At 55.4% G+C, this 20,141-nt stretch carries 19 protein-coding genes and 1 other RNA gene; 16 read left to right on the top strand and 4 right to left on the bottom strand.

Translation table 11 applies throughout. The annotated features are described in order from the left end of the window. Window positions 1-39: 39 nt before the first annotated feature. The 3 genes from OXF42_04710 to OXF42_04700 are packed head-to-tail and all read right to left on the bottom strand — an operon-like array spanning window position 40 to window position 1,830. Window positions 40-1,230 (bottom strand): ankyrin repeat domain-containing protein, encoded by a 1,191-nt coding sequence (locus tag OXF42_04710; GenBank protein MCY4047394.1) that lies wholly within the window; start codon window positions 1,228-1,230, stop codon window positions 40-42. Further along, window positions 1,154-1,660 carry an ankyrin repeat domain-containing protein gene (locus OXF42_04705; GenBank protein MCY4047393.1) on the bottom strand — a complete coding sequence of 169 codons (507 nt, stop codon included), beginning with the start codon at window positions 1,658-1,660 and terminating at the stop codon, window positions 1,154-1,156. Before OXF42_04705 ends, OXF42_04710 begins: the two co-directional genes overlap by 77 nt. Then, complete coding sequence (locus OXF42_04700; protein MCY4047392.1) at window positions 1,648-1,830, bottom strand: hypothetical protein; 183 nt, start codon at window positions 1,828-1,830, stop codon at window positions 1,648-1,650. The genes OXF42_04705 and OXF42_04700 overlap by 13 nt, the downstream gene beginning before the upstream one ends. Before the next feature lie 37 nt (window positions 1,831-1,867). Between OXF42_04700 and alr the strand changes: the two genes are divergently transcribed. From alr to OXF42_04650, 10 genes are all read left to right on the top strand, one after another. After that, on the top strand, window positions 1,868-2,962 hold the full coding sequence (gene alr / locus OXF42_04695; protein ID MCY4047391.1) for an alanine racemase: 1,095 nt from the start codon (window positions 1,868-1,870) through the stop codon (window positions 2,960-2,962). Further along, a complete protein-coding gene (locus tag OXF42_04690) occupies window positions 2,959-4,314 on the top strand; it encodes a hypothetical protein (GenBank protein MCY4047390.1) in 1,356 nt (451 codons plus the stop codon). Before alr ends, OXF42_04690 begins: the two co-directional genes overlap by 4 nt. Further along, complete coding sequence (locus OXF42_04685) at window positions 4,311-5,084, top strand: ABC transporter permease (protein MCY4047389.1); 774 nt, start codon at window positions 4,311-4,313, stop codon at window positions 5,082-5,084. The genes OXF42_04690 and OXF42_04685 overlap by 4 nt, the downstream gene beginning before the upstream one ends. 2 nt (window positions 5,085-5,086) lie before the next feature. Next, window positions 5,087-5,857, top strand: coding sequence for an ATP-binding cassette domain-containing protein (locus OXF42_04680; GenBank protein ID MCY4047388.1), 771 nt, complete (start codon window positions 5,087-5,089; stop codon window positions 5,855-5,857). Next, on the top strand, window positions 5,854-6,510 hold the full coding sequence (locus OXF42_04675) for an MlaD family protein (protein MCY4047387.1): 657 nt from the start codon (window positions 5,854-5,856) through the stop codon (window positions 6,508-6,510). The genes OXF42_04680 and OXF42_04675 overlap by 4 nt, the downstream gene beginning before the upstream one ends. A gap of 36 nt (window positions 6,511-6,546) precedes the next feature. Further along, window positions 6,547-7,002 carry an SsrA-binding protein SmpB gene (smpB, locus tag OXF42_04670; protein ID MCY4047386.1) on the top strand — a complete coding sequence of 152 codons (456 nt, stop codon included), beginning with the start codon at window positions 6,547-6,549 and terminating at the stop codon, window positions 7,000-7,002. Window positions 7,003-7,056: 54 nt separating this feature from the next. Then, window positions 7,057-7,407, top strand: a transfer-messenger RNA (tmRNA) gene (gene ssrA, locus OXF42_04665). 19 nt (window positions 7,408-7,426) lie between these two features. Next, window positions 7,427-8,035: an XTP/dITP diphosphatase gene (locus OXF42_04660; protein ID MCY4047385.1), complete on the top strand. Its 609-nt coding sequence runs from the start codon at window positions 7,427-7,429 to the stop codon at window positions 8,033-8,035. After that, window positions 8,032-9,666, top strand: coding sequence for a CTP synthase (locus OXF42_04655; protein MCY4047384.1), 1,635 nt, complete (start codon window positions 8,032-8,034; stop codon window positions 9,664-9,666). Before OXF42_04660 ends, OXF42_04655 begins: the two co-directional genes overlap by 4 nt. Before the next feature lie 79 nt (window positions 9,667-9,745). Beyond that, entirely contained in the window at window positions 9,746-11,749 is a 2,004-nt protein-coding gene (locus OXF42_04650) for an RNB domain-containing ribonuclease (GenBank protein ID MCY4047383.1), read from the top strand. Window positions 11,750-11,754: 5 nt separating this feature from the next. Here OXF42_04650 and OXF42_04645 read toward each other — a convergent pair whose 3' ends face one another. After that, complete coding sequence (locus tag OXF42_04645) at window positions 11,755-13,143, bottom strand: FAD-dependent oxidoreductase (GenBank protein ID MCY4047382.1); 1,389 nt, start codon at window positions 13,141-13,143, stop codon at window positions 11,755-11,757. A 56-nt stretch (window positions 13,144-13,199) separates the two neighbouring features. Between OXF42_04645 and ptsP the strand changes: the two genes are divergently transcribed. From ptsP to OXF42_04615, 6 genes are all read left to right on the top strand, one after another. Beyond that, the gene (ptsP, locus tag OXF42_04640) at window positions 13,200-15,497 is read left to right on the top strand and encodes a phosphoenolpyruvate--protein phosphotransferase (GenBank protein MCY4047381.1); all 2,298 of its coding nucleotides are present in this window, start codon (window positions 13,200-13,202) and stop codon (window positions 15,495-15,497) included. 100 nt (window positions 15,498-15,597) lie between these two features. Then, window positions 15,598-16,908 (top strand): citrate synthase, encoded by a 1,311-nt coding sequence (locus OXF42_04635; protein MCY4047380.1) that lies wholly within the window; start codon window positions 15,598-15,600, stop codon window positions 16,906-16,908. Between the two features lie 19 nt (window positions 16,909-16,927). After that, window positions 16,928-17,554 (top strand): phosphoribosylanthranilate isomerase, encoded by a 627-nt coding sequence (locus tag OXF42_04630; GenBank protein MCY4047379.1) that lies wholly within the window; start codon window positions 16,928-16,930, stop codon window positions 17,552-17,554. Next, entirely contained in the window at window positions 17,535-18,719 is a 1,185-nt protein-coding gene (gene trpB, locus OXF42_04625; GenBank protein MCY4047378.1) for a tryptophan synthase subunit beta, read from the top strand. The genes OXF42_04630 and trpB overlap by 20 nt, the downstream gene beginning before the upstream one ends. Before the next feature lie 38 nt (window positions 18,720-18,757). Continuing rightward, window positions 18,758-19,255: a GtrA family protein gene (locus OXF42_04620; GenBank protein ID MCY4047377.1), complete on the top strand. Its 498-nt coding sequence runs from the start codon at window positions 18,758-18,760 to the stop codon at window positions 19,253-19,255. Window positions 19,256-19,440: 185 nt separating this feature from the next. Then, window positions 19,441-20,141 (top strand): putative Ig domain-containing protein (locus tag OXF42_04615; protein ID MCY4047376.1); only part of this gene is annotated, 701 nt, incomplete at its 3' end.

The raw sequence follows: 20,141 nt of genomic DNA, 5'->3' as shown, positions 1-20,141 counted from the left end.
TGTTGGGCGAGAACCAACATCCAGATTGGTAGAACCCCTTTAAGGTTTCAGCAACTCCGCGATTTTGTGAAAATCAGGATGGTTTTTTGCTCCGCTTTCGTACCACAAGTCAAAAGCTGTCCGGTTCCAATTATCTTTTGCTTCTGTATTAGCCCCCGCTCTTAGCAATTCCTTTGTTGCTTTGGTTTGCCCGTTGACCGTTGCCCACATTAGGGCCGTCCGGCCATATACGGAATCCCTTGTCTCTGTACCCACCCCCGTTTTCAACAACTCCCTTATTACTTCAGTCTGCCCTTCCATCGCTGCCTTCATCAGAGCCGTCTTGCCGCCATTATGCCTTGCGTCGACATCCGCTCCCGCTTTCAGCAACACTCTTATTGCTTCGGTATATCCGTTGCCCGCTGCTACTATAAGAGCCGTTCCGTCTCCATTACTGCCTCTTGCCTCTATGTTCGCTCCTGCATTCAGCAATTCCCTTATTGCTTTGATACGTCCGTTGCCCGCTGCATGCATCAGAGGTGTCCAGCCCGGACTACCCCATCCTTCGCTTATAAAACGGCCTTCATCACCCCTTGCCTCTATATCCGCCCCCGCTTTTAGCAACACTCTTATTGCTTCGGTATTTCCATTTTCCGCCGCCCTCATCAGAGATGTATCGCCATCATTCTCCCTTGCGTTTACGTCCGCTCCCGCTTTTAGCAATTCTCTTATTGCTTCGGTATTTCCGTTTTCTGCCGCCCTTATCAGAGCCCTATCGTCACTTACGTCCGCTCCCGCTTTTAGCAATTCTCTTATTGCTTCAGTATTTCCGTTTTCCGTTGCACATATTAAAGCCGTCTTGCTGACATAGTTACTTGCGTTTACATCCGCTCCCGCTTTCAGCAGCAACCTTATTGCTTCGGTATGCCCCTTACCTGCCGCCGCCATCAGAGGCGTAAGAGACCGCAGTTTATATTCATCCCTTGCTTCTATATCTGCACCTGCTTTCAGTAACACTTGTATTGCTTCCGTTTGTCCTCTATTCGCTGCCAACATCAAGGGTGTCCAGCCTTCATTATCCCATGCCTCTATATCTGCTCCCACTTTCAACAGTTCCCTTATTACTTCGGTATGTCCGTTGCCCGCTGCCACCATCAGAGGTGTCCTGCCTTTATTATCCAATGCTCCTATATCTACTCCCGCTTTCAGCAACTTGCGGATCATCTTTACGGTTTCTTTTCCAAAGGTCATACGCCATCTGGCCTTTGTTATTTTTTGCATTTACATCCGCGCTTGCATTCAGCAATTCCCTTATTGCTTCGGTCTGCTCCCAACCCGTTGCCTCCATCAGGGCTGTCACACCGTCATTATTCATTGCGTTTACATCCGCCCCCGCTTCTAGCAAATCCCCTATTGCCTCAGTGTCTCCTAAACCCGCCGCGTCCATCAGAGCCGTCCCGCCGTGATTATCCCTTGCATTTACATCCGCTCCCGCTTTCAGTAATTCCCTTATTGCTTCGGTATCTCCGTGGCGCACCGCCTCCATCAGGGCTGTACTGCCGTAATTATCCTTTGCGTTTACATCCGCTCCCTCTTTCAGCAATTCGCGTATTGTTTCGATGTCGCCTTCGCTTGTTGCCTCCATCAGGACCGTTATGTCATCTTCATTTACTCTTTCCATTTCTCAACTCCTCCCGTCATTGTCTCACTGAACAGCAAGCATTCTAAAGACAGCCCCCCGTTTCTGCAACGAAACACCTCCCCACCCCCTCTGGATTCCGTGTCGTAGCACGGAATGACAGAAATCCCCCACTCATCCCTGTTGCTTTCCCAGACCCGTTGACTTATCATAACTTCAGGGCTTTCCCCTCTCTGCGACCTTTGCTTCATGAACCGCTTATGGGCTGAAATTGACTTGAACGCGCTGAAAAACAATGTGAACACGGCGGCGCGGACAGTTGGAAACAATGTTGGAATTTTAGCGGTGGTCAAAGCCGACGCCTACGGGCACGGCGCGGTCACGATTTCCCGCGCCCTTGAGAAAATGCCGCCAGTCAAAATGCTGGGCGTCTCTTCCGTTGAAGAGGGCTTTGAGTTAAGGGAATCCGGCGTTTCCGCTCCCATTCTGGTTATGGGGGTCGCCCCCGAAGGCATGGCGGCGGACGCCGCGCGCGCGGGCCTCACTTTTTCAGTTTTTACCGAAGAATGCGTCAGCCGCCTTTCCTCAGCCGCCGCAGAGACCGGAAAACAGGTCTCCTTCCACCTGAAAGTTGACACCGGAATGGGGCGTCTCGGCGCGGAGCCGGAGAATGTGGCGGCCATTATGGAAAAGGCGCGGGCCGCCAAAAACCTGCATTTTGAAGGCGTGTTCACCCACCTTGCCGACTCTTCGGGACCCGCCGAACGGACTTTAACACAGGTGGAGCGTTTTGAATCGGCGGTTTCCGAACTCGCCCGCGCGGGAATGCCGCCCCGCCTCAGGCATATTGCAAACAGCGCGGCGGTTCAGCGGTTTCCCGGGTCTTTCGGCAACATGGTGAGACCCGGAATTATGCTTTACGGCTCATCGTTTGACCCGTCCGGCCTTGCTCCGGTTATGAAAGTTAAAACCTCCATTGTCAGAATAAGAAAAATGCCCGCCGGAATGCCGGTGGGATACGGCGGGACTTTTGTGACCAAAAGGCCGACCCTTCTGGCGACCGTTCCCGTGGGATACAAGGACGGATATTTCAGAGCGCTTTCCGGTCGCGCAAAGGTTTCGGTGGGCGGGGCGGCGGCCCCCGTGGTGGGCGAGGTGTGCATGGACTTTACAACGATTGACATAACGGACGCCGGGGAAGTGAAGGCGGGAGACGAGGCGGTTCTGTTCGGAGACGGCGTTGTGAGCGCCGGAGATGTGGCGGGCTGGGCGCGGACTATTCCCTACGAGGTAATGACCGTTGCCGGAGGCATGGCCCGCAAGAAGGCGCCGGAGTCGTTATGAAAGCGGCGGCAAGAGCGCTGCTTGCGGGCGCGTTGTTTTTTTTGTGCCTTGCCGGGGCGCATCCCGCGCGGGCTTTTATCTTTCACGGTCAGGAGGGTTTTGACAGCGCATACTCCTTCGGCCCGTTTCTCAAAAGTGATGACGAGTTCGGCGTCAGGCCCCTTTTCTATGTGAAAAAAGACCCGAAGACGGAGACGGTTGAGACGGACATTCTGTATCCGTTTTTCCATTACAAAAGAGCCCGGCAGGGCTACAGGGCGGGGTTTTTGTTTAACGCAATCTCATTCGGCAGAGGGCCCGAAGCCCGCTCGGAGGGCCCGGAGACCGATTTCAGACTTTATCCCCTGATATTTTACCGCTCCTCGCTCCTTCCCAAGCGGCGGGTGTTTGCGGTTGCCCCTTTTTACGGGAATTTCGGAAACTCAACAAAGTTTTACATGCTTCCCCTTTACTTCCGCACCGAATCGGAACGCGGCTCTGCCACAAACATAATGTGGCCGATTCTCGCTTTTTATTCGGGAGACCGGGAGGGCTTCCGCCTGTGGCCGCTTTTCGGCTCTCACCGTCAGGGAGACTCTCACACGCGTTTTGCCCTGTGGCCGTTTTATTTTGAGCAGAAAAAAGGAAGCGGGCCCTCATACAGGTTTTTCAAGTCACTGTTTCCCTTTTACTACAGGTTTGACTACGGAACGCAGTCGCACAGGATATTTTTGTGGCCGCTTTTTCAGAAAAGCGTTGACCCAGCGACAAACCTGAGGTCGTGGCACATGCCGTGGCCCCTTGTAAATTTCAAACGGAGCGATGAGGGCAAAAGGATCAGGTTTTTTCCGTTTTTCGGAACATCCGAAATATACGGGGTGAAAAAGGCGCGGTTTTTTCTCTGGCCCCTTTACGGCTCGTCAAGGGCGAAACTGGAAACATACGAATACAAGCAGGACAGGGTTCTGCTCGCTCTGAAAATACGGCGCAAAAAACCGTTTGGCGGCACACCGGACCCGGCGTTGCGGATTGATTTCTGGCCCGTTTTTTCCTATGCGAAGGACGGGGCCGGAAACTCCCACTTCCACATGTTTTCGCCGCTTGAATCCGTCATGGGGGAAAGCCGGAAGATATACAGAAACTACGCTTTTCTGTGGAGGGTGTTTGAGACGCGCCGCGCGCCCGGGCGGTTTTCGGTTTCCGCCCTGTTCGGAGCGGTCGGTTACAGAAGGTCGTGCGGGGAAAAGTCGTTTTATATCGTGCCGAAAATGTTCGGTTATTCCTCGGACGCCGAAGGGCGGAGAATAAGATTTCTGTTTATTCCTGTTAAAATCGGGGGGCCGGTGGAAGACGCCGGGAGTTGCGTGGCATGATAACGGGAATCGCAGAACGTTTTGCATCCTTCACGGGAGGGGCGCTTAAGATCTTTATTGAGTCCGTTTACTGGTGCAAGGATGCGGGGGCAAACCGCGACAAAATTTTCCGCCAGATATCAATCATCGGCGCGGACACGCTGCTTGTCGCCGCCGCGATAGGGTTTTCCGGCGGGGCTGTTCTCGCCCTTCAGACCGGCCCCCTGCTTGCGGACTTCGGAATTCAGGAGACGCTCGGCGGGCTAATCGGGATAGCGGTTTCAAGGGAGATAGGCCCCGTGATGTGCTCAATACTGGTGGCCGGGCGGCTGGGCTCCGCCATAACGGCGGAGATAGCGTCCATGAGGGTTTACGACGAGATTGACGCGCTTGTAACGATGAAGATAGACCCCGTCAAGTTTCTTGTAATGCCGCGCCTGATAGCGTTTGTCATTTCCATGCCGGTGCTTGTGCTTTTCATAATCGTTACCGGCTGGGCGGGCGGCGCCATAGTGGGGGCGACCAATCCGGCAATATCGCTTTCGTCCGCCACATACTTCAACAATCTCGGAGATTTTGTAACCTTCTCAACCGTTTTGAACGGCGTTATAAAGGCGCTTGTGTTCGGCGTCATAACACTGATGATATGTTGCAAGATCGGCCTTGAGACAAGCGGGGGGCCGAGGCAAATCGGTGTTTCCGTAACACGCGCGGTTGTTTCCTCAATCGTTATGATACTCGTGTGCGACTACTTCATTTCAAAAATCCTGCTGGTTTTCGGGATAGTTTAACGATGGAAAAAACAAACCTTGAAATTCTGCTTTCCCGCCTTAACGGCCGCCCCGTGCCGCTTGAGGTGAGGAATTTGAAAAAATCGTTCGGCTCCCGCGAGGTTCTCAGAGGCGTCAACCTGAAGGCGGAGCCCGGAGAGGTGATGGTGCTTATAGGCGGAAGCGGCTCGGGCAAAACGGTTCTCCTCCGCCACATGGCGGGGCTTGAGGAAGCCGATGAGGGGGAGGTTCTGGTTGACTCCCTTTCCGTCTCCGAAACAACGGCGAGGGTTTCCCTTGTTTTTCAGTCATCCGCGCTTTTCAACTCAATGACCGTTGCGGAAAATGTTGAACTGTTTGCGAGGGAGCACGGCCTTGTAAAAGACGAGGCGGAGCTGGCGGAGGTGTCCGAAGCGGCTCTCTCCGTTGTGGGAATTCAGGGCAGGGGCTCCGCGCTTCCCTCCGAACTCAGCGGCGGAATGAAAAGGCGGGTCGCCATAGCGCGGGCGCTTCTCACAAATCCCGACCTTCTGCTTTACGACGAGCCGACAACGGGGCTTGACCCGGCGACAAAAAAGTCGGTTGAGGAAATAATTCTCACCATAAGGGACAAGGTCGGAATAACGCAGCTGGTTGTTACCCATGACATACAACTTGCTTTTTCCATTGCCGGAAGGTTATCTATTATGCACGGCGGGCGCATAGCGGAGACGGGAACGCCCGAAGAGGTTTCATCCGGCGCCAGCCCGCTTGTGAGCCGGTTTCTCAGAGGAGACCGGGTGGAGGAAGGTTGAGAGACAACAGAAAAAGAGACTTGAAGATCGGGGCGTTTTTCCTCGCGGGGGTTGTTGCCGTTCTTGTCGTGCTTGAGTTTGCCGGGTCGCTGCCGTTTCTTTCGGACTACAGGCAACTGGGCATATACTTTGATTCCGCCCCCGGCCTTGAGAGAGGCGCGTTTGTCAAAATGGAAGGCGTCCGGGTGGGGAATGTTACAGATATAGGATTTTCCGAGGACGGCTCAAAAATCAAAGTTTCCGCGCGGGTTCAAAAGGATATTCCCCTGACTGAAAACACCGAGGCGACCATACGGCTCGGCAGTTTACTCGGAACCGGCTACATCAACCTTTCCCTTGATTCCTCCGGCGGAGAGCCGCTTCCTCCCGACGCGGCCCTGCAAGGCAGTTCTCCTCACGATTTTGACAAAATAATCCAAAGCGCGGGGAAGTTTCTCAGTTCCGCGTCTGACGCCGCCGCCCGGCTTGATTCCATACTCACCAAGGTTGACGAGGGGCGCGGCTCAATCGGGAAACTGGTCAATGATGAAGACCTCTATGATGCCGCAAAGGACACCATCATCAAAGCCAACACAAGTCTGGACACCATTGAAGACCTTGCGCCCGTAAGTTTCATTGCCACCGTTATCGGGGTGGCGGGCACCTTCTACTGATTTCCCGCGCGTGCGCGCGGCTTCGCCGTGGTTGTGATGAAGAGGGTATGCACACATCCCACCGTTAATCGGGACTATCATATAGAGGAGAAATTTGAGGCCGGTCTTGTGCTGACGGGCCCGGAGGTCAAATCCCTGCGGGCGGGCAAGGCGAGCATAAAGGAAAGCTACGCCATTGCGCGCGCCGGAGAGGTGGTTCTTGTGGGCAGTTACATCGCCCCCTACGAGGCGGCGTCCGCGCTTGAACAAGACCCCGGCCGCTCAAGAAAACTGCTTCTTAAAAAGCGCGAGATAAACAAACTCATCGGGAAAACTCAAATGAAGGGATACACTCTCGTTCCGACCGCCATATATTTCAGGGGCGGTTTTGCGAAGGCGGAGATTGCGCTTGTGAAGGGGAAAAAACTCTACGACAAGCGCGGCGACATAAAGAGGCGCGAGGCGGACAGGGAGATGGAGAGGGCGATGAAGCGGGGGGCAAGAAGGCGGTAACGCAACGTTCTTCTTGAAATATCCGCCGCATCTGTTATTATCCGTTTCCCGACAGGGGGCGAACTGGCTTCGACGTATTTGAAGACAGCTCATGCCGCATGCCGAGCCGGGCTAACTCGTTAAACTGACCCGTCGCTTATTAAACGGCGAACCAATTAACGCACTTGCGGCCTGATTAACGCCGCAACGCTTCACAGGGCAGCGCCTGCGGGCTTTGTGAGGCGGCATTCAGCAGGCTCTGCCGCCCGCGTCGCCCGGCGCGCGAACGGCGAGAAAACAGTCGGGACAGCGGAAAAAGCGTTTGCCCGTCGGCAACTTTTTTCGTTAAACAACGGCGGGACAAGCATGTAGAAGCTGGGCGGGTCTCTTTTGCGGACGCGGGTTCAATTCCCGCCGCCTCCACCACTGTTTCAGGGAAAACCTTTTGAAATTAAATGAAATCGTAATAGCAACCGGCAACGAAGGGAAAGCGCGTGAATTCGGCGCCATGTTTGGCGGCCTCTTCAAAAAAGTCTCCTTTCTCGGTGAATTTCCCTCCGTTGTTATGCCGGAGGAAACGGGGGCAACGTTTGCGGAAAACTCGCGCATCAAGGCGCGGGCAGTTTTTGAGGCAATAGGGACAAAGCCGGGCAGGGCGGTTCTCGCGGATGATTCCGGGCTTGAGGTGGACGGGCTGGGCGGCAGGCCGGGCGTCCGCTCCGCGCGCTATGCGGGAGAAAATGCGACAGACCGGGAAAATACCGATAAGTTAATGTCCGAGATTATTGGAGTGAAAGACAGAAGAGCGCGTTTTGTATGCCACCTGACCATGGCGCTTCCCGACGGCGGCGAACTCACCGCCGAAGGGCGGTGCGAAGGTGAAATTACCACCGATGAAAGAGGGGAGGGCGGCTTTGGTTATGACCCTGTCTTTTTCCTTCCCGGTCTCGGCAGGACAATGGCCGAACTCCGCCCGGAACATAAAAACAGTATCAGCCACAGAGGCAAGGCTGCGCGGGAGATAGCGGCGCAAGTGCGCGCGCTTGCAAAATGAACCGGGCGCGAAACAAACGGCAGGCCAGGTCCGTCAAGTATGTGTTTGTTACCGGCGGCGTCATGTCGTCTCTCGGCAAGGGGATAGCGGCGGCGTCTCTGGGGCTTCTGCTTGAAAGCAGGGGGCTTTCCATCGCCGTGCAGAAACTTGACCCGTATATCAATGTTGATCCGGGAACTATGAACCCTTATGAGCACGGGGAGGTTTTCGTTACCGATGACGGCGCCGAGACCGACCTTGACCTCGGACACTACCAGAGGTTCACCAAGGCCGTTCTCACGCGGGCGAGCAACTTCACATCGGGAACCGTTTACGATTCGGTTATCAGCAAGGAGAGAGAGGGCAAATTTCTCGGCAAGACCGTTCAGGTGATTCCGCACATAACGGACGAGATAAAGTCCAGAATCAAGGCGCTCGGAGAGAGCGGCAGTGATGTGGTGATAGTTGAGATAGGCGGCACAGTGGGAGACATTGAGAGCCTTCCCTTCCTTGAGGCGGTTCGCCAGATAAGGTCGGAAGTGGGAAGGGAAAACTGCATATTCATTCACCTGACTTACGTTCCCTATGCGTCCGCCGCGGGAGAGTTCAAGACAAAGCCCACCCAGCACAGCGTCAAGGAGATGCTGAAGATAGGAATTCAGCCCGACCTGCTTATCTGCCGCACCCGGAGCCTGATACCGGACAATGTTAAGGAGCGGATAGCGCTTTTCTGCAATGTGGAAACCGCTTCGGTCATATCGGGCAGGGACGCGGATTCCATATACGAGGTCCCGCTCATCCTTCACAACGAGGGGCTTGACGAAATGGTGGTTTCCCACCTGAACATCTGGACGGGAAAGCCCAACCTGTCGCGCTGGCGCAAGATGTTTGAGAGTATTAACCGGGCGCGGACAACCGTTACCATAGCGGTTGTGGGGAAATACGTGGGGCACAGCGATGCGTATAAAAGCCTCCACGAGGCGCTTGTTCACGCCGCGATGGCAAACCGCTGCAAGGCGGACATAAGGTATGTTGATTCCGAAAACATCAAAAGCGAGGATTCCGCGCTCCTCAAAGGCGCGGACGGTGTTCTGATTCCGGGCGGTTTCGGAGAAAGGGGTTGTGAAGGCAAGATAAAGGCGGCGGCGCGGGCGAGGAAGAGGGGGATACCGTTTTTCGGAATATGTCTTGGAATGCAGATGGCGGTTGTGGAGTTCGCGCGAAATGTGTGCGGGATGAAAAAGGCAAACACGGGAGAGTTTGCCCCAGATTCCCCGCACCTTGTGATTGACTTTATGGAGGAGCAGAAAAACATCAAAAAGATGGGCGGCACCATGAGGGTCGGCGCTTATCCGTGCGTTGTCTCCTCCGGCACATTTGCGCGCAAGGCATACGGCAAGGCGCGAATATCGGAACGGCACAGGCACCGGCTTGAGTTCAACAACAATTATGAGGAGCGGCTTGTTTCCGCCGGTCTGATAATCAGCGGCCGCTCGCCGGATTCCTCTCTGGTTGAGATTGTGGAAGTGGCCGGCCACCCGTGGTTTGTGGGTTGCCAGTTTCATCCCGAATTCCTTTCCACGCCGCTTTCACCTCATCCCTTGTTCCGTGATTTCATAGCGGCGGCTTTGAAGTCCGGCAAATCCAAATGAGATTTGTTTTTCCCTTCCAAAACCGGAACAGACCTGAGTTTTTGACTTGACGCCTCAAAACAGGGATAAACTTCCCGCTTTGAGTTCAACTCCGGACAAAACACCCGCTTCCGGCGAAATTGTAATTTTCAGGAAAAGACAGGAGCCCTCCTGCGGCGTCTTTCTCTCATCCTCCGCCGGAAAGCTGACGGTGGTCTCCGAAGAGGGGAAACAACTCTCCTTCCCTGAGGAAAAAGTCGCCTTCCTTACCGGAATCAAGGTTAAAGACGGCCTCTCTCCGCGCGAGATGACAATGGAGATGAGGAAACTCAGAAAAAGCCTTGAAAAGGCAAGGGGGGATTTTGACCTGAAACCCCTCTGGCTTGAATTGGACGGGCAGGGCGCGGTAAGTTTTGAATACGCAGCCCACTGTTTCCCCGGCGCCCTGTCTCCCGAAGAGACATTGAAACTTTTCTGGGCGGTTGACAAAGACGCCGTTTACTTCCGCAGACAGTCGGGCGGCTACGTTCCCCTGCCCCCCGAAGATGTTGAGAAGACTCTTGCGCGGCTGAAAAGACACGCTGAAAAAGAACAGCAGCAGCAGTACGCCGTCCGGTGGATAAAGTCCGTTCAGGACGGCGAACCGACTGAACCCGGCGGCTTTGACCGCGCCGCGTGCGTGGCCGCCCTCATGGCGTATATTGAAAATGCGGAACACCTTCCTGCCTTCAAGGACGCGCGCGCCATACTGACGAAAACCGGCCTGAGCGACCCCGCCCTGGCCGTCCGGTTTCTCATTGAAACCGGAGACCTGCCCGAAGGCTCGGACCCGGCGATAATAAAGGCGGGCATTGACAAAGGATTCAGTTCCGAAGCCATGGAGCAGGCGGCGCGGTTGCTCTCCGGAGATGTCAATTTCGGGGACCTTGAAGACCTTACGGGCCTTGAGGCGTTTTCCGTTGATGACGAGACCACCGAAGACATAGATGACGCCATTTCCGTTGAACTGACCGGCGCGGGCGCGCGGGTGGGAGTCCACATAGCCAATGTCGCGCTGTGTATAAAGCCGGAAAGCCCGCTTGACCGCGCCGCAGTGGAGACCGCCGAGACCGTGTATCTGCCCGAACGCCGGGCGGACATCTTTCCCCCCGAACTTATAAAGGGGCGGCTCAGCCTCGCCGGGGGCGAGCCGCGCGCGGCGCTTTCTCTCCTGATGGACTTTGACGAAGAGGCGCGCGAGGTGAAGAGTTTCCGCTTTGTCTCATCAAAGATAGTGGTGAGGAAAAACCTCTCTTATGCGGAGGCGGACGCCATGATTGAATCCTCTCCGGAGTGGGGGCGTCTGGCGCGAATATGCGCGAACCTGAAGGAGGCGAGAGAAAAACGGGGGGCGGTTTCAGTTCAGATTCCCGGCCTTGTTATAAAGGCTGACGCAGAAGGCGGATTGAAAGTCGCACACGAAGATGAGCCCGGAGCCGCGCACGGAATTGTTTCCGAAATGATGATAACCGCCAACGCGATTTGCGCCTCCTTTCTCAAAGACAGGGGGACTGCCGCAATTTTTCGCTTGCAACTCTCAAAGGTTTCGCCCGAAGCGCGCGCGCTTGACCGCGCAGACCCTCTTTTCCCCGCGCGGGTGGGACGCCTGATGAAGCCGTCAAAAATAGACACCGCGCCCGGCGCCCACCGCGCTCTTGGAGTTGACTGCTACGCGCAGGCGACCTCGCCCATAAGAAGATACAGAGACCTTGTGGTGCAGAGGCAGATTTTAGCCGAGATAACGGGAAGCCCCGCGCTGGGCGAGCAGGCAGTGCTTGACCTTATCACGCGGACGGACGAGCCTATCGCCCGCAGAAGGACCGCCCAGAGAAGCAGAAGAAGGTTCTGGTTGCTTGAGCATTTCAGGCGTTTGGGCTCCGATGTGCGCTTCCGCGCCATAGTCTCGCGCATCTGGGATGGCAGGGTTTTCGCGTATTTGCCCGACTATTTGACGGAGTTTTCCATCGGGGTTGACACGGGAAACCTCAAAGAGGGGCAGGAAGTAACCCTTGCCGTCCGCCATCTTGACCCCGTGAGGCGCAAACTGAAACTGAAAGCGGTGTAGTTTTTTCAGGGTTTCTTCCCCAGCGATTTCAAAATCTCGTCAACGCTGGTGTATTTGACCCTCGGACGCCCCCGGCTTTTGCCGGTTTCTTTTTCCTCTTCGTCTATTTTTTTCCATTCCCGGTAACTCACATGCTCGGGCTTTCTCCGCTCAAGCAGTTTGGTTATGAACTCTTCGGGTTTGTCGGGGCGCAGGTGCGAGCCCGCCGCGAAATCCTCAAGCATGCTGTCAACCGTTTCCGCCGAATCGGTCTTGTTTGTGCCGATGACCCCGGACGCCCCCCTTTTTATCCAGCCCGCCGTGTAAAGACCCGTTTGCGCGCGTCCGCCGGGTTTGTCAAGCACTCTGCCTGCGGAGTTTGGAATCACTCCGGCCTTTTCGTCAAACGGAACATCCCTGAGAGCCACGCCCCTGTAGCCGATGGAGCGAAACACAATGCCCGCCTCAAGTGTTTCCGTTCCGCCGCCGGAGACGGCCCTTATGCTTCCGTCATCACTCGCCGCAAGTTTGTTCTTCTCAAAAGTTACCGAACAGACGCGCCCGTCCGCCCCGTCGTTAATGCCCGCCGGTGAAAGCAGAAACCGGATATGCAGTTTTTTCTTTTTGCCGGTCGCCGCCCCTGAAAGACTTTTCAGGATTTCAATCTTCTTCCGGGTCGCCGCGCTGGGGTTGTTCTCAAGAAACTCAAGCGTCAAATCGTCAAGTTCCGTCTCTTCGGGGCGCGTCAGGGCATCGGCCTGTTCAAGATTGCAAAGCTCCTTCAGTTCGGGATTGGTAAACGCCGCCTGAGCGGGACCCCGCCTTCCGACCATGAACACCTCCCTGATGTTGCTGCGGGAGAGTTTCTCCACGGCGTAGTCCGCCATGTCGGTCTTTGCCAGTTCTTCGGGCGACAGGCAGAGAATCCTCGCCACGTCCACCGCCACATTGCCAATGCCGATGATTACGGCGCGCTCGCGCGACATATCAAAATCAAGGTCTGATTTGTAGGGGTGTCCGTTATACCACGCGACAAACTCGGTTGCGGTGTGGCTTCCGGGCATGTCCTCGCCGGGGATTGCAATTCTTTTGTCGGTCTGCGCTCCGGTCGCAAAAACTATCTGGTGATAGCGGCTTTTAAGGTCTTCCAGAAACAGGTCTTTGCCAAACTCCACAAACCCGAAGAAGCGGAAGTCCGGACTTTCCGCTATTTTGTCGTAGATTCTTGAGACAGATTTGATTTTCTGGTGGTCGGGGGCGACTCCGTGCCTCACAAGACCGTGCGGCGTGGGAAGCAGGTCAAACATGTCCACCGCCACGCCCGGGCTTTTTTTGAGAAGCCTGTCCGCCGTGTAGAAGCCCGCCGGCCCGGAGCCTATGACGGCCGCGCGAAGTCTGCCTTCCGGAGTGCTCATGGCCGCCTGAAACCGCCTCCGCGCCGTTTTGCCTGTATAATGAGGCGGAGATTTATATGCCGCGCGCTGTGGACAGAGAACACCTTCACCTGAAAATAGTTCAGGAAATAAGCGATTTTGTAAACAAATCCACGGGACTGGACACCATCCTCAAGGGCGTGGTCAGCAAAATAAGCGAGTCTCTCCATTTCGGAATCGTGTCAATATACATCACCGACAGGGAGAGTGGAAACCTCCGCCTTATGGCAAGCACCGCCCTTGCGGACAAACCGGCGGCGAATGTTACTTTGCCCGCAGGCGAGGGCATTGCGGGAATGATATTTCAGACCATGCGCCCGTTTGTGTCAATGAACGTGTCCGGCCATCCGCAATACAGGCCGGTTTCAGACATCGCCGAAGAGGAAAAATACGACTGCTATCTGGGCGTGCCCATAGTTCTCAACAACCGCCCCGTGGGCGTCCTTGTGGGGCAGACCAGCGAGAAAAGGCACATCACACCGGCGGAGCAGACGCTGTTTGAGATAATTTCCTCGCGTCTTGCGGGGCTACTTGAGGTGGCCGACACGCTTGACCGCCTTCACACGCCGTCCATTCTGGAGCACAGAACCAGAACCTACCAGGGCACGGGCGCGTCTCCGGGGGTGGCGGTCGGGAAGGTTTTTCTCGTCAGGGGGCTTTTCGGGCGCGCCGGGGTCGCGGCGTCTCCGCCGCGCCCGCCGGAGGAGGAAAGAAAGCGCCTGCTTGAGGCGTTTTCCAGAGTTCAAAAGGATATGAAAGACTTCATATCAGTCCTCGGCAAGGACAATGTTCTTTCCAAAAGCGACATTGAAATTTTTGAGGCGCACCACATGCTTCTTTCAAGCGAGAGCCCGGACTCGGTTCGCGGGGTGCTTCTCGCCCGGCTGGAAAGCGGCGGCGTCTCCGCCGAAACGGCGGTGGTTCAGGGCATTGAGTCCATAGCGGCAAGGTTTGAGCACCATCCCGACCGCTATGTGCGTGAAAAAGCGCAGGACTTCAGGGACATAGGCGAAAAACTGCTGCACGAACTGCTCGGGCTTCAAGCCGGGGGCGGCGAGGTTGCCGAAGACCCGGAGGGCTCCACCGTGCTGGTCGCTCAGGACATAGGCCCCTCGTTTGTCTCCATGCTCGGCAAAAAACGGGTTTCGGGCGTGATAACGGAACGCGGCGGACAAACATCCCATGCGGTCATCATAGCCAAATCGCTCGGCATTCCGGTGGTTATAAGCATAGACAACATTTGCGACCTTGTGTCATCGGGCGACAGTGTAATCGTTGACGGGCGGACGGGGTTTGTTTTTGTCAATCCGGACGAAACCCTGATACGCGAGTATGAGAGCAGCGGCAAGAGAATTGAGGAGATTCGCCACCTGTTTGAGACCGATGAAACCGCCGGGCGCAACCCCGTCGGGGTCTCCGTCACGGCGAACATAGGTTTTCCTGATGATGTGGAAACCGCCGCGGCTCAGGGCGTTGAGGATGTGGGGCTGTTCAGGACGGAGTTTGCATTCACCCGTTTTGAAAAGCCGCCCGGCGTTGACGAGCAGACGGCAATATACTGCGACATATCGGAGCATTTTCGCGGCTGCGTAACGGTCAGAACCCTTGATATGGGCGCGGACAAGATTCTGCCGTATTTCAACATACCGGAGGAGGAAAACCCGCTTCTGGGGCTCAGGGCGATACGGTTTTCAATGGAGTATCTTGACCTGTTCAGGGAGCAGATACGGTCCATACTGCTTGCCGCCTCGCGCGGCGCGCGGCTGAGAATTCTCCTTCCCATGGTCTCCAATATCTGGGAGGTTGAGACCGCGCGGCAGATAATGGATGACATTGCCGCCGGTATGGGGCTCAAAGACATTCCGCAACTGGGCGTAATGCTTGAAGTTCCCGCGCTTGTGCCGCTGATTGACGAATACTCGGAGATAGTTGATTTCATATCGGTGGGCACAAACGACCTTGTGCAGTATTTGCTTGCGGTGGACAGAAACTCAACGGCGGTGGGGCATCTTTACACATCTTTTCATCCGGCGGTTCTTCGCGTTCTGGACTCCATACGCAAAAGCGCGGACAAAAACGATCTTGAGGTTTCCATCTGCGGCGAAATGGCCGGTTCTCCAAAGGGGGCGCTACTTATCTTTGCCCTCGGATACAGGAACATCAGCGTTTCTCCCCACAGGATTCCGGTGGTCAAATTCATATTAAACCGCGTCTCCCGCGCCGCGCTTTCGGATTTGCGGAAACAACTTATGGTTTGCAGGAATGAGGCGGACATTGAGCGGCTTCTCGCCGACCATCTTGAGGAGATGGACCCGGCACTTATGGAAGTGGGTTGAGGGTTCGTTTCTTGATAACGAGCCGGTTTATTGTTAAACTGACTAACGGCGAATACAAAACGGGTTTCGCCTGAAGTTTTGACGAAGGAGGGATAAACAAATGCCTGAAAACACTCTTACAATTACCGACAACAGGACGGGGAAGAAATACGATGTTCCCGTTGAGAGCGACACCATAAAGGCCGCCGACCTGCGGCAAATCAAGGTCAAACCGAACGATTTCGGAATGATGAGTTACGACCCGGCGTTCACCAACACCGCCTCATGCCGGAGCGCGGTAACTTTTATTGACGGCGAGAAGGGAATTCTCCGCTACAGGGGATACCCCATTGAGGAACTCGCGCAAAAGAGCTCCTTTCTTGAGGTCGCCTATCTGCTGATTTTCGGCGAGTTGCCGAACAAAAAACAGCACGACGAATGGGTTTACGAGATCATGCACCACACCTACTTGCATGAGAACATCAAAAAATTCATGGACGGCTACCGCTATGACGCCCACCCCATGGGGATGATGATGAGCACCGTCGGGGCGCTCTCCACCTTTTACCCGGAATCAAAGAACATAGAGGATGCGGACAACAGGATGCTCCAGATGTACCGGCTCATCGCCAAGATGCCGACCATAGCCGCATTTTCATACAGGCACGCGACCGGTTTGCCCTATGTTTACCCCGACAACGAACTCAGTTACACCGGAAACTTTCTGAGAATGATGTTCAGGATAAACGAAAAGGATTACAAGCCCGACCCCGTTGTGGAGAGGGCGATTGATGTGCTTTTCATCCTTCACGCCGACCATGAGCAGAATTGCAGCACAAGCGTCATGAGAGACGCGGGAAGCAGCCTTCCCGACCCCTACTGCGCCACTGCGGCGGCGGTAAGCGCCCTTTACGGCCCCCTACACGGAGGGGCAAACGAGGCGGTGCTCAAAATGCTTGCCGAAATCGGCGACAAAAAACGCATCCCCGAATACATCAAAAGGGCGAAAAACGGAGAGTTCCGCCTTATGGGATTCGGGCACAGGGTTTACAAGGCGTATGACCCGCGCGCCGCCATAATCAAGGGCACAGCCCATCAGGTTTTCAAGAAGGTCGGCAAAAACCCCCTTCTGGACATCGCCCTTGAACTTGAGCGGATAGCCCTTGAGGATGACTACTTCGTCAAGCGCAAACTGTATCCCAATGTGGACTTCTACTCCGGGCTCATTTACCAGAGCCTCGGCCTTCCGGTGAGCATGTTCACCGTTCTGTTCGCGATAGCGAGAACGGCCGGCTGGCTCGCGCAGTGGGAGGAGATGATAACGAATCCGGAAACCAAGATAGCGCGTCCCCGGCAGGTGTATGTCGGCAAGGGCAAGAGGAGTTTTGTTCCCATGGCGCGCAGGTCATCCGCGAAGAAAAAGAAGAAGTAGCGCGGCGGTTTGGGTCTCCATGACCGAGGTTAAGGTTTGCGGAATAACAAACACCGATGACGCCCTTATGGCGGCGGATGCGGGCGCGTCCGTTCTCGGATTTATCTTTTTCCCCGGAAGCGGCAGGCATGTTGAACCCGCCGCCGCCGCCGCCATTGCGCGGGAGTTGCCGCCGGGCGTGATGAAGGCGGGAGTTTTCGTCAATCAGGACATAGATTTTGTGCGCCGCGCGGTGGATGAGGCGGGGCTTGACATCGTTCAGGTTCACGGGGACGAGACGCCGCAGTTCTGCCGGGAAATTCCGGGAAAGTATATGAGGGCGGTGCGGGTGAAGGGTTCTGAAAGCTTGGCGCAGGTTGATATGTATGATTCGGAGTTTGTTCTGCTTGACACTTTTTCCGAAAGAAGGTTCGGGGGAACGGGGGAGTCTTTTGACTGGGGGTTGTTGCGCGGTTTTGATTTGGGGGGCAGGCGGCTGTTTCTTTCCGGCGGGCTGAATCCGGGCAATGTTGCGGACGCCGTCCGCGCCGTCCGCCCTTATGCGGTTGATGTGTGCTCCGGCGTTGAAAAGAAAACCGGCATTAAAGATCCGGACAAAGTGAAACGGTTTATGGAGGAGGTGCGTTTTGCCGACGGAGAGCGATAGAGAGGGGTTTTTCGGCGATTTCGGCGGGCGTTTCGTCTCGGAGACCCTGATGCCTCCGCTTCTTGAACTTGAGCGCGCCTACGCCGAAGCCCGCGCCGACAGGGGGTTTTCCGAAGAAGTGAGCCGCTGTCTGAAAAATTATGTCGGCAGGCCCACGCCCCTGTATTTCGCCCGCCGGATGACCGGGGAACTCGGCGGCGCGCAAATCTACCTCAAGCGCGAAGACCTTACCCACACGGGCGCGCACAAGATAAACAACACGGTCGGCCAGGTGATGCTTGCAGACCGTATGGGAAAGAACAGGATAATTGCCGAAACCGGAGCCGGTCAGCACGGGGTCGCCACCGCCACCGTTTGCGCGCTGCTTGGCAAGAAGTGCGAGGTTTACATGGGGCGTAGGGACACGGTCAGGCAGAGGGCAAACCTTCTGAGAATGGAGGCGCTTGGCGCGAAGGTTCACCCCGTTGACACCGGTTCCGCCACTCTGAAAGACGCTCTCAATGAGGCAATGAGAGACTGGATAACAAACGTGGCGGACACCTTTTATGTTATCGGCAGTGTTGCGGGCCCTCATCCGTATCCCACGATGGTGAGGGATTTTCAGTCTGTGATCGGCGATGAAGTGAAAGAGCAGGTTCGCGCTCTCGGCGTCCCGAAGCCGGACCTTCTGGTGGCGTGCGTGGGCGGCGGCTCAAATGCGGCGGGGTTGTTCGCCCCTTTTATGGATGACCCCGAAGTGTCAAAAACCGGCGTTGAGGCGGGCGGCGGGGGGCCCGGTCCGGGAAACAACTCCGCCACGATAACCGCGGGTTCGGAGGGGATTCTCCACGGGAGCAGGACTTTTGTTCTGCAGGATGCGGACGGGCAGATAGAGGAGGCGCATTCAATAGCTCCGGGGCTTGACTACCCCGGCGTCGGGCCGGAGCATTCATTTTTCAGAGCCGCCGGTCTTGCCACATACACATCGGTCTCGGACACCGAAGCGCTTGACGCTTTTTATTTCCTTTCGCAAACCGAGGGCATAATCCCCGCCCTTGAATCCGCCCATGCCGTGGCATACGTGATGAAAGTCGCCGGAGACATGCCTAAGGACTCAAGTCTGGTGGTTTGCCTGTCCGGCAGGGGTGACAAAGATATGGGGATAGTTGCGGAACACAGGGGATAGGTATAACCTTTCCCGTCCGCTCCTGCGGAAAGTTTCAAATGAAGGCCACTGTGGAATCGCAACCTGCAAACCGTCCGTCTCCGTGGATGCTTCACTTTATTCAATACATGTTTGTGGGCGCGGTGTCTGCGGCGGTGGATTTGTCCGTCTTTCAGGCCATAAGGGAATTTGTTGAGATAGGCGGCCACATAACTGTTTTCGGTCATGGGTTTGAAGCCGAATATACGGTGGCGAAAATTTGCTCTTTTGCGATAGGAACCACCATCAACTTTTTTCTCTGTGTTTTGTTTGTCTTCAATCTGAGGGGGCGCTCGCTTGCGACTGCGTCGTGGCGGAAGCTCGTCTCCGGCATTGTGGCTCTCGCCGTGAATCTCGCCGTTTTGATTACGCTTGTTGAGGCGGTCCATCTGGGGGAGATAAGCGACCTGCCGGTCATTCCGTTTGACGGCGTTTTTCTCGCAAACGCCTTTGCCATCGGCATCGGGTTTCTGGTGAATTTTGTTCTGACGAAATACTACGCGTTTGGGGATTATTAGGCGGGGCGGGGGAGGTCTCTGCGCCTGTCCGTGTTTGCCTATAAAGTCCGCTCCATTCACAGTGTCCACAGAAGGGGGCGGCAATTGACAGGGGCGTTGAAACGCCGATAGAATAGGGGTATTCCCTTAGGCGGGGGCACGGCTTCCCGTTGTGCCTTTTGTCCAATGGGTCTGGGAGCGAGGACTTGGGTTTTTTCACTTTATCGCGGTGTCTCATTGTTGCCTTACTGCTTTCGGTTGTTGCAGGGGCGGGGGTGCAGGAGGCGAGGGGGCAGACGGGTCCCCACTTTCCCTACAGTCCAGTTGAGAAGCTGTTTGTTACCGGCAAGACTGACACCTTGGAGTTGCCTGCAGCAGTCGGTGACGGGGAATTTACTTACGAAATAACCTTTGGCGATCTGCCTGCAGGGTTGTCTTTTGATGTCACCACACGCCACATTAGCGGAACTCCAGTTACTGCGAAAGACAGGACCCGGTACACCATGACAGCAACGGGTAGCGACAGCACGGCGACTTATGATTTCTACATTAAAGTTGAAATAAACACAGTTCCGGACTTTAGTTCCGCAACCCGGATTGATTATACATTCACTCCTGACAGTACACCCCGTAGTGGATTAAGATTGCCCCAAGCGGAGGGTGGCAACGGGAATTTAACCTATGCATTAATCCCGACCCCTGCTCTGCCTTTGGGATTGACTTATAGCTCCGGACGAAGCGGTTCTTCTCCTTCTCTTGTCTTTTACAGTCCTAATCCCTTTGACCATTTTTTCCCCGCTGTGTTAGAAAAGACCCAATATACCCTGACTGCAACGGATGAAGATGGGGATCAGACATCGTGGCCTTTCCACATTACGGTTGTGGATGTAGAACCGTTCTTTGATCC

The organism is Candidatus Dadabacteria bacterium (assembly GCA_026708565.1).
GTDB lineage: Bacteria > Desulfobacterota_D > UBA1144 > Nemesobacterales > Mycalebacteriaceae > Mycalebacterium.
This window is presented reverse-complemented; position numbering and strand designations above follow the sequence as displayed.